The organism is Burkholderia stabilis, assembly GCF_001742165.1.
In the GTDB taxonomy this organism is placed as follows: Bacteria; Pseudomonadota; Gammaproteobacteria; order Burkholderiales; family Burkholderiaceae; genus Burkholderia; species Burkholderia stabilis.
The window spans coordinates 395,186-410,197 of record NZ_CP016443.1; the positions used below are offsets into that span (position 1 = coordinate 395,186).

A 15,012-nucleotide genomic window follows, 5' to 3' on the forward strand; every position below is an offset into this window, starting at 1 on the left:
ACACGTGAAATTTTCGCGGCGGCGCGCCATTCTTCCGCCCCATCCCGTATCCTTCCATTCTTGAACCTTACTAAATAGTTACAAGAACTTGGGAGGGGGGATGCCTCATGACGTCAGCCTGATTGCGTTGCTCGCGGCCGGTTTCGGTCTCGCGATGATCTTCGGTTACCTCGCGTCGCTGCTCAAAATGCCGCCGCTCGTCGGCTATCTGCTTGCCGGGATCGTGATCGGCCCCGGCACGCCCGGTTTCGTCGGCGATCTGTCGCTCGCGCAGCAGCTCGCCGAAGTCGGCGTGATGCTGCTGATGTTCGGCGTCGGCCTGCATTTCTCGCTCGGCGACCTGCTCGCGGTGCGCAAGATCGCGCTGCCGGGCGCCGTCGTGCAGATTACGGTGGCGACACTGCTAGGCGGCGGGCTCGCGCTCACATGGGGCTGGAGCCTCGGGGCGGCGCTCGTGTTCGGGCTCGCGCTGTCGGTCGCGAGTACGGTCGTGCTGCTGCGGGCGCTTGAAGGGCGCGGGCTCGTCGAAACGGTCAACGGGCGCATCGCGGTCGGCTGGCTCGTCGTCGAGGATCTCGTGATGGTGCTCGTGCTCGTGCTGCTGCCGCCCGTCGCCGGGTTGCTCGGCGGCACGCCGCCCGGCGACGTGCATGCGGCCGGCGGCAGCGTCTGGGGCACGCTCGGCGTCACGATGCTGAAGGTCGCGGCGTTCATCGCGCTGATGCTGGTGGTCGGCAAGCGCGTGTTTCCGCGCATTCTGTGGCTCGTCGCGCGCACCGGCTCGCGCGAGCTGTTCACGCTGTGCATGATCGCGGCCGCGGTCGGCATCGCGTTCGGCGCGGCGAAGCTGTTCGACGTGTCGTTCGCGCTCGGCGCGTTCTTCGCCGGGATGATGATGCGCGAGTCGGAATTCAGCCGCCGCGCGGCCGACGAGACCCTGCCGCTGCGCGACGCGTTCTCGGTGCTGTTCTTCATCTCGGTCGGGATGCTGTTCGATCCGAAGGTGCTGCTCGACGAGCCGCTGCACGTGATCGAGGTCGCGGCGATCGTGCTGGTCGGCAAGACGCTCGCGGCGGTTGCGCTCGTGATCGCGTTCCGCTACCCGCTGAACACCGCGCTGACGGTCGGCGCGGGCCTCGCGCAGATCGGCGAGTTCTCGTTCATCCTCGCGGGGCTCGGCCGCGCGCTCGGGCTGTTGTCGGCCGAGGGGCAAAGCCTGATCCTCGCGGTCGCGCTCATTTCCATCGCGATGAACACGCTGCTGTTCGCGATGATCGACCCGGCGCTCGCGTGGATCCGCAAGCATTCGGCGTTCGCGCGCAAGCTCGAGGCGCGCGACGATCCGCTCGCCGCGCTGCCGATGTCGACGCCGCAAACGCATTTGACCGGGCAGGTCGTGATCGTCGGCTACGGCAAGGTCGGCACGCGGATCGCGCATGCGCTGGACGAGCGCGGGATCGCGTACGTCGTCGTCGAGCAGAACCGCGAGCTCGTCGAGAAGCTGCGCGCGGACGGCATCGCGGCCGTGTCGGGCGACGCGATCGAGCCGATCGTGCTGGTGCAGGCGCATATTGCGCGCGCCGGGATGCTGGTCGTCACGCTGCCCGACGTGTTCGACGTGCGGCAGATCGTCGAGATCTCGCGCACGCTCAACCCGACGCTCGAGGTCGTGCTCTGCACGAACAGCGGCGACGAAGCCGCGCTGCTGTCGAGCGAAGGCATCGGCACCGTGTTCATGGGCGAGACCGAACTCGCGCGCGGGATGACCGAGCACGTGCTCGGCAGGATGGTGAAGCCGGTCGCGGCTGCGCATTGACGATGCGCGGCATCGCGCCGCGCAGCGGCCGGGGCGGCGAGGGTGTCGTCGTACCGGCCGCCCGACGAACGGCCGCCCCTCGTTCAATAAAACGTTTCGAGCGTCAGTTCCTGCGCCATCACGCGATTGCCGGCCAGCAGGCCGCCGTCGACCGGCAGCGCAACGCCGGTGATGATCCGCGCGGCCGGCGAGCACAGGAACAGCGCGGCCTGCGCGACGTCGTCCGGTGTCGCGAAATCGTCGAGCGGATACCACTTCCTCAATTGTTCGAACACCTGCGGGTTGCGCTGCACGCGCGCTTCCCACGCGGGTGTCTTCACCGTGCCCGGCAGCACGATGTTCGCGCGCACGCCGTCGCGGCCGTATTCGATCGCGAGCGATTTCGTGTAGCTGATCAGCCCGGCCTTCGCCGCGCTGTACACCGGATGCCCGAGCGCGTGCACGCCGTTCACCGACCCGATGATCGCGATCGCGCCGCGCCGGCGCGCGCGCATGCCGGCCAGCACGGCTTCGACGCTCACGTAGGTGGTCGTCAGGTTCGCATCGAGATCCGTGCGCCAGGTGGCGGGCGTCGTGTCGCGCAGCGTGGTCGACGCGGCCGTGCCCGCGTTCGCGACGAGCACGTCGACTTCCGGATGCGCTTCGAGCATCGAGCGCAATCGCTCCGCGTCGGTCAGGTCGTCGACGACCGGCGTCGCGCGCGCGTCGGCGAGCGTATCGATGAAATGGTCGAGCGCCGCGCGGTCGCGATCGAGCGCGAGCACGCGATCGCCGGCCGCGAGGAAGGTGCGGCACAGCGCCTGGCCGATGCCGCCGGCGGCGCCCGTCACGAGAGTGGTGCGTGTCATGTCGGTTCCTTCTTGTGCAGGCTCACAGGCCGAGCGCGGCGCGCGCCTGCTTCTCGTTGTCGCGCGTGATCAGCGTGCCGGACGTCAGCACGAGCGGCGGCGGCGCCTGGTTCTTCGTGATCCAGTCATACATGTTGAGGCTTGTCTGGTAGCCGTGCTGGCGCGGGTTCAGCAGGATCGAGCCGTAGAAGCCCGTCGGCTTCGGCTTTGCGAATTCGTTGAGCGCGACCTGGCTGCCGTTGATGCCGACTGCGACCATCGCGTCCGCGCCGATGCCGCGGCCTTCGGCGGCGCGCACCGCGCCGACCGTCGTATCGTCGTTCGAGCCGAACGCCACCCAGCGCTTGAAGTTCGCATGCTTGGTGAGTGCGATGTTCGCCGCGTTGAACGCGCCTTCGGTGTCGGCCGTCATCTCGGGCGCGTCGATCACGTTCGCGGCCGGGAAGCCGGCGGCCTTGAGCGCGTCGACCGCGCCGGTGGTGCGCTCGCGTGCGGTCGGCAACTGGTCGTACGCGAGCCGGATGATGCCGACCTCGGCCGGATTCCAGCCGCGCCGCTTCGTCTCGTCAGCGATCGCCTGGCCGACCTGCTGGCCGATCTTGTACGCGGAGATGCCCATGTGCGGCACGCCGCTGAGCGGCGCGCCGTGGCCGTCGACGAGCTGGTCGTCGACCGACATCAGCTTGATTCCCGCGCGCTTCGCTTTCGCGGCGATGCCGGGGCCGAGCTTCACGTCGGGCGCGCAGATGATCACGCCTTGCGCCTTCTGCGCGGCGAGGCTGTCGAGCGCAGTCGACACCTTCTCGCCGCTCGGCGCGGCAATCTTGATCAGCGTGAAGTGCTTTTCCTTCGCCGCCTGGTCGGCGAAGCGCCATTCGTCCTGGAACCACGGATCGTCCGGCTGTTTGACGAGGAAGCCGATTTTCACGTCGGTGGCATCGGCGGCACGGGCCGGGGCGCCGCCGAGCAGCGTGACGCTCGCGGTGGCCAGTACGAGCGTTTTCCAGTGGAATCGCATGCGTCTCTCTCCGTTGTTGTAGTCGGGCGCGCGGGCAAGGCCGCCTGCGACGCGCAAAAATTGTAGGAGGGCGCAGCGGGAACGCTCAAATAATGCGTGACGTTCCTAGAAAGTGGGATGAAAGCGTGGCGGCGATGATGAAAGGCGGGCGGCATCCTGTGCCGCCCGCGCGGCGGCTTCAGCCTGCCACCGCCTTCGCGTGTGCGGCCGTGCCGGACTGAGCGGCCGTTTTCACCGGCGTGGCGGTTTTCTGTGCGGCGGCCGTTTTCGGTTGAGCGGCCGCTTTCGGCGCCGTGACCGTCTTTTGCGGCGCGGGCTTGGCCGGTGTGCTGGTTGCGGGCTCGACCGGCGCATCGGGCGGCACGCCGAGCAGTTGCAGCGAACCGCTCGTGACCGATGCGAACACCGGGCCGGCCACCGTGCCGCCGTAGTAGCCCTTGCCGCGCGGCTCGTCGATCATCACAGCGACGATCAGGCGCGGGTTGCTCATCGGCGCCATTCCCGCGAACAGCGCGCGGTACTTGCCCTTTGCATAGGTCGCGCCGACCTGCTTGCGCGCGGTGCCCGTCTTGCCGCCGATCCGGTAGCCGTCGACGCGCGCGCGGCGCCCCGTGCCGCCTTCGCCGACCGCCATCTCGAGCATCGAGCGGATCGATGCGGCCGTTTGCGCCGACGTCACGCGGTGGCCGCGATGCGCGTCGATCGTCTGCTGGTCGGTGCCGTTCTTCAGCAGCGACACGGGGTGCAGCGTGCCGTCGCCCGCGTAGGCCGTGTAAGTCTGCGCGATCTGCAGCAGCGACATCGACAGGCCGTAGCCGTATGCCATCGTCGCCTGCTCGATCGGCCGCCAGCGCTTGTAGCCGCGCAGCCGGCCCGACGCGACGCCCGGGAACGTCAGTTCCGGCGCACGGCCGATCCCGTATTCCTGGTACTTGTTCCAGATCGTTTCGGCGGGCAGGTTCAGCGCGAGTTTCGCGAGCGCGACGTTGCTCGACTTCTGCAGCGCCTGCGAGACGGTCAGCGAGCCGTGGTTCGACGTGTCGTGGATCACGGCCGGGCCGATCTTGTAGGTGCCCGGCGACGTGTTGATGATCGTGTTCGGCGTGACCTTGCGCTCGTCGATCGACAGCGCGACGACGAGCGGCTTGATCGTCGAGCCGGGCTCGAACGTGTCGATCACCGCGCGGTTGCGCAACTGCTGGCCGGTGAGGCGCGCGCGGTCGTTCGGGTCGAAGGTCGGGTAGTTCGCGAGCGCGAGGATCTCGCCGTTCTGCGCGTCGAGCACGACGACGCTGCCGGCCACCGCGTTGTTCTCGACCACGGCCGCCTTGAGCTGGCTGAACGCGAGCTGCTGGATGCGGCGGTCGATCGTCAGCTCGATCGTCGCGCCATGCTGCGCGGGGACGAGCGGGCGCGTGTCCGACACGATGCGGCCGAGCCGGTCGCGGATCACCTCGCGCTGCCCGGCGGTGCCCAGCAGCCGCGCATTCGCCGCGAGCTCGACGCCTTCCTGGCCTTTGTCCTCGACGTTCGTGAAGCCGACCACGTGCGCGGCCGATTCGCCTTCCGGGTAGAAGCGCTTGGAATCGGCGATCTGCGTGATGCCGTCGATCGCGAGCTTGTCGAGCCGGCTCGCGGTGTCGGCGTCGACCTGCCGCTTGAGCAGCACGAACGTCTTGTCGTTGCCGAGCCGGCGCTTCACTTCGACGAGCGGCATGTCGAGCAGCTTCGAGATTTGCGGGTAGTCGGTATCGGCGACCTGTTTCGGGTTCGCCCAGATTTCATAGGTCGACAGGCTGACCGCGAGCATCGCGCCGTTGCGGTCGACGATGCGCCCGCGCATCGCGTCGAGCTCGATCGTGCGCTGGTAGCGCTTCTGGCCCTGGCCGACGTAGAAATCCTGGTTGGCGACCTGCACCCAGAAGGCGCGCGCGATCAGCGCGGCGAACGCGAGGAACACGACGATCACGACCAGTTTCGAGCGCCACATCGGCAGGCGCGACGCGAGCATCGGATTCTTGGTCGCGGCCGAGTACGGATCGGCAGGGTGGGTCTTTTTTTTCACGCTCATGCAATGGCCGGGTCGGGCCGCCGGACGGCGGCTGGTGAGTCTGAATAATGCGATTGTAATAAATGAGTAAACGCCGTGTGGGGAAAGTATGTTCCGGCCCCGAGAAAAAGCACGTGGCGGCCATTTGGCGATGCGCTGGAAAGGGGCGGGAAGTGCGGGGCGGAAGCGGAATTTCGCCACCGTCGCGGACGCGGGGCGACGTGTAATCGGCGGCGTATCGCTCCGGGCGCCCGGTATTCGATACCGGTCGATCGTGCCTGTTACCGGTGCGTGATCAATTGCCCGGACATGGGTTATTTTTTTAAAGCGGAAAATAAAAAACGCCCCAAAATGAGGCGCTCTTGATTCTGAATATCGAAATGAATTTCACTGAAACCGGATAAACCCGAAAACCGCAGACGATTCGCGTCGGGGTTTCTATCGGGCGACGGAAATGAATTCCCGGTATTCCGGCTCGGTGGTGCAACGATCGACGGCCTGCAGCCGCCACGCGCCGGGATGATCGCCGGCGAGCACCGCGGCGCCCTGTTCGCGTTGCGTCGCACCGAACGACAGCCCCTTCAGCTGGCAAACGGCATTCCCGCCGTCGGCCGCGCAGAGCGCCATCGCGCCCTCGACGTCGCGAACCTTGCCCCAGGTGGGGAGATCGATGCCCTGATGTGCCTCACGCGACCACAGTCCTTCGTCGGTATCCACCCACAGCACAGCGAAGGATTGCCGGGTTGCGGATTCGCTGCCATTAATCCGAATGGTGAGGCGCATTGGATCGTCTCCTAAAAAAATGACACATTCGACCGTTTTGACTTGAACAGTCTAGATAGACTGGTGTGAAACGCAAGTGATAATCCGCAATAAATCCGTATTGAGTCTATTGCGGTTTCAGATGAAACGACGTCTGACGATTCCCGGCCATTCCGGTGGCGCGCGCAAACGCAGGCAGCACCGGCGATTGCGGTGTCGGCGCGTGTGTTGCCGGGGTTCGAGACATGGGATGACCCGGCTCGGGCGCGCGTCGATCTGTCGCGTGCGACCGGCTGCGGAAAACAGGCCGGCCGATGCGACGCGACGCAGCCCGAACGCGGCCCGACCGGATGTTTCGCCGTTCTGACAGCGCGGCCGGCACGACACACTCAGACAATCGCGCACAAATCGGCACACTTTCACGAAACTTTCGGGACAGACTTGCATTCGGTCGGGCCCCACACTGGGAGCTTCCCGATCCTGTGCCGCGGACGCCCGTCCTCGGCGGCTGCCGCCGCCTCGTGCCAGGGGCGCGATCGACGCGATCGCGGGCCGCACGCCCGATCGGGACTGCCGGGGCGCGCGTCAGCCCCGGCCCGGCCGGTGTGCCATGCGCAACCCGCAACCGCGGGCGTCGCGCCGCCCGGCCGACTCTTCGAAGGAGACTATCGTGCTGATCTGGAAAACCGCGTTGTCGCTCAACTGGCGGACGAGCCTCGTGTCGCCGGCCAGCGCACCGGTCGCGGCGGCGAACGTCGGGCGGCTGGTGCTGACCGGCGCGACCGGCTTCATCGGCAGCACCGTGCTGACGGCGCTCGTCAATGCCGGGCTGCTTGAACGCATCGTGTGTGTCGTGCGTGCGCAGAACCGCGGCCACGCCGTCGCGCGGCTGCGCGAAGCGGCGCTGCGCGCGGGGCTCGCGCCGTACTGGGCGTCGCGCCTGACCGAAGCGAACGTGATCGTCGGTGCGCTCGGCGACGTGTGGCAAGGCGCCGACGCGCCGCGCCTCGGCGGCGCGACGCACGTGATCCACTGCGCGGGTCATGCGTCGCCGGCCGACGGTGCGCATCTGCAGGCGGACATCGCCGATTCGGTGCGCTTCGCCGAACGCTTCACGCGGGCGCCGCGCCTGCAGCGCTTCGTGTACGTCGGCACGGCCTACGCGCATGCGGGCCGCGGCGGAATCGTGCACGAAGAGGCGGCGGGAGACGCGGCGGCCGATGTCGCGCAAGACGGCGAAGGCCTGCCGGGCGCGGTGCTCGCGGCCGACTACCTGCACGCGAAGGCGGAAACGGAGCAGCGCCTGCGTGCGCTCGGGCTGCCGCTCGTGGTCGTGCGGCCGTCGCACGTCGTCGGTCACACGGTGCTCGGTACGCGGCCCGCGCCGAATTCGTTCTGGATGTTCCGTCTTGCGCATGCGGCGCGCCGCTTCACCGCCCGGCCGATGACGCGCATCGACATCGTGTCGGTGGACGACGTGGCGCGCGCGACGATGCTGCTGGCCGTCAAGCCGACGCTTGCACACGATCTCTATCACGTGTCGGCCGGCGATGAAGCGCCGCAGGTCGCGCAGATCGTGCGTGCGATGGACGAGGCAGCGGGAATGACGGGGGCGCCGCGCTACGCGGCGTGCGCGCCGGCCGAGTTGCCGCTGGTGGTGCGCGACGTGCTCGGGCGGCCCGATCCGGCGCTCGAACGCGTGATCGGCCGGGCGCTGCAGCGCTGTGCGGAATTCGCGACGGTCGATCGCGTGTTCGACAACAGCCGCGTGCGCGACGAAATCGATTTCGAGCCGTTGCCGTTCATCGATTACGTCGAGGAGTGCATGCGTACCTCGCGCGGCGTTGCCGTGACCGAGCTGATGCGCGGCGCGGTGCACTGACCGCCTGCGATGGTCCGGCGCCCGTTCCCGCGACTGGCGGGAACGGGCGCCGTCATCACGCGTTGCCGCCGAGTTCGATGAGCCGGTCGAGTGCGCGGTAGATGTCTTCGAGGCCGTCCTGGCCGAACCGCGACTCGAGCTGCCGGTACTGCTCGTCGATGCGCGGACCGATTTCCGTGACGAGTTTCTTGCTCTGCGGCGTCAGGCTGACCAGCAGCCGGCGCTGATCCTCCTGCGCGCGCGTGCGCGTGATCAGCCCGTCGCGTTCCATGCGTTCCAGCACGCCCGTGAGGCTCGGGCTCAAAATGCAGCAGCGCCGCGCGATCTGTCCCGCTTCGAGCGCATGCGCCGGTTCGCCGTCGAGCACGCGGATGATCCGCCATTGCTGTTCGGTCAACGCGAATTCCTTGAGAATGGGGCGAAACAGCCCCATCAGCGTTTCGCGGGCCTCGAGCAGCAGCATGGCCAGGTTGCGATGGTCGAGCGTACGGTTCATCGGGGTGGGTAGTGGACGGGGGACGCATCAATCTTAACAGCCGCCGTTGATGAATTTCGCATATCAGGGTAATCGAGGTTGCCAGCGCCCGATTGTTTACTTAAGATATTAACTATTGACGATGCGCCGCGACGCGCGGCAGGGGAATGACGCATGGAGCTGTCTTGCACGACCGCCGCGGCGCCGCCGTTGCCGGTCGCCATCGGTACCGTCTACGGTGCGCTGCTCAACGAGCGCGCGGCGCTCGACGCGCTCGGCGATGCCGTGAACGCGCCGCCTTACGGCCGCCCGCCGCAGGCGCCGATCCTTTACATCAAGCCGGCCAACACGCATGCGGCCGACGGCGCGGCGGTGGTCGTGCCGGCCGGCGTCGACGCGCTGGAGATCGGCGCGTCGGTGGCCGTCGTGTTCGCCCGGCGCGCCACGCGCGTGCCGGCCGCGCAGGCGCTCGACTACGTGCACGGCTTCACGCTCGCGAGCGATGTGTCGGTACCGCATCCCGATTACTACCGTCCGGCCGTGCGCTTCAAGTGCCGCGACGGCTTCTGCCCGCTGGGGCCCGCCATCGTGCCGGCCGCCGCGCTCGCCGATGTCGACACGATCGGCCTGACCGTGCGGATCGACGGGGAAGTCGCGGTATCGGCGTCGACCGCCACGCTGATTCGCCCCGTGCGCGAACTGATCGCCGACGTGACGGCGTTCATGTCGTTCGACGCGGGTGACGTGCTGCTGCTCGGCGTCGCGGGCGGCGCACCGCGCGCCCGGGCGGGCAGCACGATCGAGATCGCCGCCGCCGGGATCGGCACGTTGCGGCACACGCTGATTGCGGAGGAAACACGATGAAGACGGCGCGCGTGATCTACAACGGCGCACTGCATGCGGCCGAACCGGCCGGCGACGGCATGATCCGCCTCGATACGGGGCGCGTGATCGGCGAGGACGCGGTGGCATGGCTGCCGCCCGTCGCGCCGCGCACGACGTTCGCGCTCGGCCTGAACTACGCCGACCACGCGAAGGAACTCGCGTTCAAGGCGCCGAGCGAGCCGCTGATCTTCCTCAAAGGGCCGAACACGTTCGTCGGCCACCGGTCGCGCACCGTGCGCCCGGCGGACGCGACGCATATGCACTACGAGTGCGAACTGGCGGTCGTGATCGGCCGGCCCGCGCGCAACGTGAGCCGTGCGCAGGCGCTCGACTACGTGGCCGGTTACACGGTCGCGAACGACTACGCGATCCGTGACTATCTCGAGAACTACTACCGCCCGAACCTGCGCGTGAAGAACCGCGACACCTGCACGCCGCTCGGGCCGTGGTTCGTCAGCCGCGACGAGATCGGCGACGCGGGCGACCTGACGCTGCGCACCACGGTGAACGGCCAGGAGACGCAACGCGGCAGCACGCGCGACATGATCTTCGACGTGCCGGCGCTGATCGAGCACATCAGCGGCTTCATGACGCTCTCGCCGGGCGACCTGATCCTGACCGGCACGCCCGAAGGGCTGGCGGACACGAAGCCGGGCGACGAAGTCGTGACCGAAATCGAAGGGATTGGCCGGCTCGTGAACACGATCGTCGGCGAAGCAGACTACTATCGCGCCGGCTGAGCCCGTCGCCCAAGGAGAGCACATGACCATCAAGCACTGGATCGACGGCCGCGAGGTCGAGAGCCGCGAGACCTTCACGACGTTGAACCCGGCGACGGGCGAAGTCATCACCGACGTCGCGTCCGGCGGCGAGGCCGAAGTCGACGCGGCCGTGCGCGCGGCCAAGGAAGCGTTTCCGAAATGGGCGAACACGCCTGCGAAGGAGCGCGCGAAGCTGATGCGCAAGCTCGGCGAGCTGATCGAGAAGAACGTGCCGATGCTCGCCGCGCTCGAGACGCAGGACACCGGCCTGCCGATCGCGCAGACCAGCAAGCAACTGATTCCACGCGCCTCCGAGAACTTCAATTTCTTCGCGGAAGTGTGCGTGCAGATGAACGGCCGCACGTATCCGGTCGACGACCAGATGCTGAACTACACGCTCTACCAGCCGGTCGGCGTGTGCGCGCTGGTCTCGCCGTGGAACGTGCCGTTCATGACCGCGACGTGGAAGACGGCGCCGTGCCTCGCGCTCGGCAACACGGCCGTGCTGAAGATGTCGGAGCTGTCGCCGCTGACGGCCGACCAGCTCGGCCGGCTCGCGCTCGAAGCGGGCATTCCGCCGGGCGTGCTGAACGTCGTGCAGGGCTACGGCGCGACGGCCGGCGACGCGCTCGTGCGCCATCCCGACGTGCGCGCGGTGTCGTTTACCGGTGGCACGGTTACGGGCAAGCGGATCATGGAGCGCGCGGGGCTCAAGAAGTATTCGATGGAACTCGGCGGTAAGTCGCCGGTGCTGATTTTCGACGACGCCGATTTCGACCGCGCACTCGACGCGTCGCTGTTCACGATCTTCTCGATCAACGGCGAACGCTGCACCGCGGGCTCGCGGATCTTCGTGCAGCGCACGATCTACGACCGCTTCGTGCAGGAATTCGCGCGTCGCGCGAACAACCTGGTGGTCGGCGATCCGTCCGATCCGGCCACGAATCTCGGTGCGATGATCACGCGTCAGCATTGGGAGAAGGTGACGGGCTACATCCGCATCGGCGAGCAGGAAGGCGCGCGCGTGGTCGCGGGCGGCGCGGACAAGCCGGCAGGCTTGCCCGACCATCTGCGCAACGGCAACTTCGTGCGGCCGACCGTGTTCGCCGACGTCGACAACCGGATGCGCATCGCGCAGGAAGAGATCTTCGGGCCGGTCGCATGCCTGATCCCGTTCGAGGACGAGGAGGAAGGGCTGCGGCTCGCGAACGATACGGCCTATGGTCTCGCGTCGTACATCTGGACCCAGGACGTCGGCAAGGTGCACCGCCTCGCGCGCGGCATCGAGGCCGGGATGGTGTTCGTGAACAGCCAGAACGTGCGCGACCTGCGTCAGCCGTTCGGCGGCGTGAAGGAATCGGGCACGGGGCGCGAAGGCGGCGAGTACAGTTTCGAGGTGTTCGCGGAGATCAAGAACGTGTGCATCTCGATGGGTTCGCATCACATTCCGCGCTGGGGCGTGTAACGGGCGCGGGTCGTTTCGTCGCAAGAAGGATCTGAAGCCGGCACGCCGGCCCAACATGGGGCCCGAGTAAGGCGCTAAAGCGCTAACTCGGGCCGACAGGAGACTTGAACGATGGGCAAACTGTCCCTCGCCGCGAAGATCACGCACGTGCCGTCGATGTACCTGTCGGAATTGCCCGGCAGGCATCACGGCTGCCGCGAAGCGGCGATCCGCGGTCATCAGCTGATCGGCGAGCGCTGCCGCGCGCTCGGCGTCGACACGATCGTCGTGTCGGACGTGCACTGGCTCGTCAACGCGGGCTATCACGTGAACTGCAACGCGCAGTTTTCGGGCACGTACACGAGCAACGAGCTGCCGCACTTCATCCGCGACATGCAGTACGCGTATCCGGGCAACCCGGCGCTCGGCCGGCTGATCGCCGAGACGGCCAGCGCGCGCGGGGTCGCGACGCGCGCGCACGAGATCGACAGCCTCGAACTCGAATACGGCACGCTCGTGCCGATGCGTTACATGAACGGCGACCAGCATTTCAAGGTGGTGTCGATTGCGGGCTGGTGCATGTGGCACACGCTCGACGAAAGCCGGCGCTTCGGCGAGGCGCTGCTCGAAGCGATCGAGAAGAGCGATTCGAACGTCGCGTTCCTCGCGAGCGGTTCGTTGTCGCATCGCTTCAACGACAACGGCAGCCCCGAGGAATCGATCCACGAGATCAGCCGCGAATTCTTCCGGCAGGTCGACCTGCGGGTGGTCGAGCTGTGGAAGCAGGGCGATTTCAAGACGTTCTGCGCGATGCTGCCCGAGTACAACACGCATTGCCACGGCGAAGGCGGCATGCACGACACCGCGATGCTGCTCGGTTTGCTCGGCTGGGATCGTTACGACAAGCCGGTCGAGATCGTCACCGACTACTTCGCGAGTTCGGGCACCGGGCAGATCAACGCGATCTTCCCGTTGCGCTGAACGCCGCCCGGCACCCGACATCAGACCGGAGAATTACCATGCCTCACATCGTCGTCGAATACACCGCGAACATCCGCGACGACGCGCGCATTCCCGCGCTGCTGCGCACGATCAACGCCACGCTGATCGCGCAGGGCGGCGTGTTCCCGACGGGCGGCATCCGTTCACGCGCGATCGAATTGCAGGACTACTGCGTCGCCGACGGCACGGAGGACGACGCGTTCGTCCACGTGACGCTGAAGATCGGCTCGGGCCGCACCGATGCGCAGAAGAAAGCCGCGTGCGACGCGCTGTTCGACGCGATCAAGGCGCATTTCGCCGAGCTGTACGCGAAACGCTACCTCGCGTTGTCGATGGAACTGACCGAGTTCAGCGAAAGCGGCTCGTACAAGCACAACAACATCCACGCCCGCTACAAGCGGGCCGGCTGAACCCCATTCCCGATCCGACCATGCTCGAACCCGCCATCATCGACCAGCTCGCGCGGCGTCTGCACGACGCCGAGCGCGAACGCAAGCAGATCCGCCAGATCTCGCTCGACCATCCCGACATCACGATCGACGACGCGTACGCGATCCAGCGCGCGTGGGTGACCCTCAAGCTCGCGGAAGGCCGCACGCTGAAAGGGCACAAGATCGGCCTCACGTCGAAGGCGATGCAGTACACGTCGCAGATCGACGAGCCGGACTACGGCGCGCTGCTCGACGACATGTTCTTCGCGGACGGGGGCACGATTCCGACCGGCCGCTTCATCGTGCCGCGCGTCGAGGTCGAGCTCGCGTTCGTGCTCGGCAAGCGGCTGACCGGCCCGAACTGCACGATCTTCGACGTATACGACGCGGTCGACTATGTGGTGCCCGCGCTCGAGATCATCGACGCACGCAGCCAGTCGATCGACCCCGACACGAAACGGCCGCGCAAGGTGTTCGACACGATCGCCGACAACGCGGCGAACGCGGGCGTCGTGATCGGCGGGCGGCCGGTGCGGCCGCAGGACGTCGACCTGCGCTGGGTCGCGGCGATCATGTCGCGCAACGGCGTGGTCGAGGAAACGGGCGTCGCGGCCGGCGTGCTGAACCATCCGGCGAACGGCGTCGCGTGGCTTGCGAACCGGCTGTCGCGCTTCGACGTTGCGCTGGAGCCGGGCCAGATCGTGCTCGGCGGCTCGTTTACGCGGCCGTGCGCGGCGCGGCCGGGCGACACGTTCAGCGTCGACTACGGCCCGCTCGGGACCATTCAGTGCTACTTCGAGTGAGCGAACGATGCAGATTCCGTCGAATGTCTTCAAGGCCGCGCTCGCGCGCGGCGACGCGCAGATCGGGCTGTGGCTCGGTCTTGCGAATCCGTACAGCGCGGAAGTCGTCGCGGGCGCCGGTTTCGACTGGTTGCTGATCGACGGCGAGCACGCGCCGAACACGGTGCCGTCGATCCTCGCGCAGTTGCAGGCGATCGCGCCGTATCCGTCGCAGCCGGTCGTGCGCGTGCCGTGGAACGATCCGGTGATCGTCAAGCAGGTGCTGGATCTCGGCGCGCAGACGCTGCTCGTGCCGATGGTGCAGAGCGCCGACGAGGCGCGCGCGGCCGTCGCCGCGACGCGTTACCCGCCGCACGGGATTCGCGGCGTCGGCAGTGCGCTGGCGCGCGCGTCGCGGTGGAATCGCGTCGGCGACTACCTGCACCGCGCGAACGACGAGATGGCGGTGCTCGTGCAAGTCGAGACGGGCAAGGGGCTCGACGCGATCGACGAGATTGCGCGCGTCGAAGGTGTCGATGGCGTGTTCATCGGGCCGGCGGATCTGGCGGCCGATCTCGGGCATCTCGGCCATCCGGGGCATCCGGACGTGCAGGCCGCGATCGACGGCGCGATCCGGACGATCAAGGCGGCCGGCAAGGCGCCCGGCATTCTCAGTGCCGATGAAACGGCTGCGCGGCGCTATCTGGAAGCGGGCGCGCTGTTCGTCGCGGTCGGGGTCGATACGACGCTGCTCGCGAGAAGCGCGGAGCGGTTGGCGGCGCAGTTCAAGGGGGGCGGCGGCGACGCGGTGAAAAAGGGCGACGGCACGTATTGAAATTGAATTCGCGGCGGCCGG

14 protein-coding genes are annotated in these 15,012 nt (G+C 67.5%); 9 read left to right on the plus strand and 5 right to left on the minus strand.

Going from position 1 to position 15,012, the window contains the following annotated elements; all coding sequences use genetic code 11:
• Positions 1 to 100: 100 nt before the first annotated feature.
• Complete coding sequence (locus BBJ41_RS19835) at positions 101 to 1,816, plus strand: cation:proton antiporter domain-containing protein (RefSeq protein WP_069748047.1); 1,716 nt, start codon at positions 101 to 103, stop codon at positions 1,814 to 1,816.
• An 83-nt stretch (positions 1,817 to 1,899) separates the two neighbouring features.
• Here the strand turns inward: BBJ41_RS19835 and BBJ41_RS19840 are convergent, their stop codons facing one another.
• From BBJ41_RS19840 to BBJ41_RS19855, 4 genes are all read right to left on the minus strand, one after another.
• Positions 1,900 to 2,664, minus strand: a complete 765-nt coding sequence (locus BBJ41_RS19840) for an SDR family oxidoreductase (RefSeq protein ID WP_069748048.1) — start codon at positions 2,662 to 2,664, stop codon at positions 1,900 to 1,902.
• Positions 2,665 to 2,686: 22 nt separating this feature from the next.
• Complete coding sequence (locus tag BBJ41_RS19845; protein ID WP_069748049.1) at positions 2,687 to 3,682, minus strand: arabinose ABC transporter substrate-binding protein; 996 nt, start codon at positions 3,680 to 3,682, stop codon at positions 2,687 to 2,689.
• A gap of 178 nt (positions 3,683 to 3,860) precedes the next feature.
• Positions 3,861 to 5,753 carry a peptidoglycan D,D-transpeptidase FtsI family protein gene (locus BBJ41_RS19850; protein WP_069748050.1) on the minus strand — a complete coding sequence of 631 codons (1,893 nt, stop codon included), beginning with the start codon at positions 5,751 to 5,753 and terminating at the stop codon, positions 3,861 to 3,863.
• A 417-nt stretch (positions 5,754 to 6,170) separates the two neighbouring features.
• Positions 6,171 to 6,515 carry a DUF3564 family protein gene (locus tag BBJ41_RS19855; RefSeq protein ID WP_069748051.1) on the minus strand — a complete coding sequence of 115 codons (345 nt, stop codon included), beginning with the start codon at positions 6,513 to 6,515 and terminating at the stop codon, positions 6,171 to 6,173.
• A gap of 649 nt (positions 6,516 to 7,164) precedes the next feature.
• Here BBJ41_RS19855 and BBJ41_RS19860 point away from each other — a divergent pair.
• The gene (locus BBJ41_RS19860; protein ID WP_069748052.1) at positions 7,165 to 8,376 is read left to right on the plus strand and encodes an SDR family oxidoreductase; all 1,212 of its coding nucleotides are present in this window, start codon (positions 7,165 to 7,167) and stop codon (positions 8,374 to 8,376) included.
• Positions 8,377 to 8,431: 55 nt separating this feature from the next.
• Here BBJ41_RS19860 and hpaR read toward each other — a convergent pair whose 3' ends face one another.
• Positions 8,432 to 8,872: a homoprotocatechuate degradation operon regulator HpaR gene (gene hpaR / locus BBJ41_RS19865; protein ID WP_069748053.1), complete on the minus strand. Its 441-nt coding sequence runs from the start codon at positions 8,870 to 8,872 to the stop codon at positions 8,432 to 8,434.
• A gap of 153 nt (positions 8,873 to 9,025) precedes the next feature.
• Between hpaR and BBJ41_RS19870 the strand changes: the two genes are divergently transcribed.
• The 7 genes from BBJ41_RS19870 (at position 9,026) to hpaI (ending at position 14,991) form a co-directional block, all read left to right on the plus strand.
• Complete coding sequence (locus BBJ41_RS19870; RefSeq protein WP_069748054.1) at positions 9,026 to 9,715, plus strand: fumarylacetoacetate hydrolase family protein; 690 nt, start codon at positions 9,026 to 9,028, stop codon at positions 9,713 to 9,715.
• Positions 9,712 to 10,476 carry a fumarylacetoacetate hydrolase family protein gene (locus BBJ41_RS19875; RefSeq protein ID WP_069748055.1) on the plus strand — a complete coding sequence of 255 codons (765 nt, stop codon included), beginning with the start codon at positions 9,712 to 9,714 and terminating at the stop codon, positions 10,474 to 10,476. The genes BBJ41_RS19870 and BBJ41_RS19875 overlap by 4 nt, the downstream gene beginning before the upstream one ends.
• A 22-nt stretch (positions 10,477 to 10,498) precedes the next feature.
• Positions 10,499 to 11,962, plus strand: a complete 1,464-nt coding sequence (hpaE, locus tag BBJ41_RS19880; RefSeq protein ID WP_069748056.1) for a 5-carboxymethyl-2-hydroxymuconate semialdehyde dehydrogenase — start codon at positions 10,499 to 10,501, stop codon at positions 11,960 to 11,962.
• A gap of 111 nt (positions 11,963 to 12,073) precedes the next feature.
• Positions 12,074 to 12,922 (plus strand): 3,4-dihydroxyphenylacetate 2,3-dioxygenase, encoded by an 849-nt coding sequence (gene hpaD / locus BBJ41_RS19885; protein WP_069748057.1) that lies wholly within the window; start codon positions 12,074 to 12,076, stop codon positions 12,920 to 12,922.
• Between the two features lie 38 nt (positions 12,923 to 12,960).
• Entirely contained in the window at positions 12,961 to 13,353 is a 393-nt protein-coding gene (locus BBJ41_RS19890; protein ID WP_014899542.1) for a 5-carboxymethyl-2-hydroxymuconate Delta-isomerase, read from the plus strand.
• Between the two features lie 20 nt (positions 13,354 to 13,373).
• A complete protein-coding gene (hpaH, locus tag BBJ41_RS19895; protein WP_069748058.1) occupies positions 13,374 to 14,177 on the plus strand; it encodes a 2-oxo-hept-4-ene-1,7-dioate hydratase in 804 nt (267 codons plus the stop codon).
• 7 nt (positions 14,178 to 14,184) lie between these two features.
• The gene (hpaI, locus tag BBJ41_RS19900; RefSeq protein WP_069748059.1) at positions 14,185 to 14,991 is read left to right on the plus strand and encodes a 4-hydroxy-2-oxoheptanedioate aldolase; all 807 of its coding nucleotides are present in this window, start codon (positions 14,185 to 14,187) and stop codon (positions 14,989 to 14,991) included.
• Positions 14,992 to 15,012 lie beyond the last annotated feature (21 nt).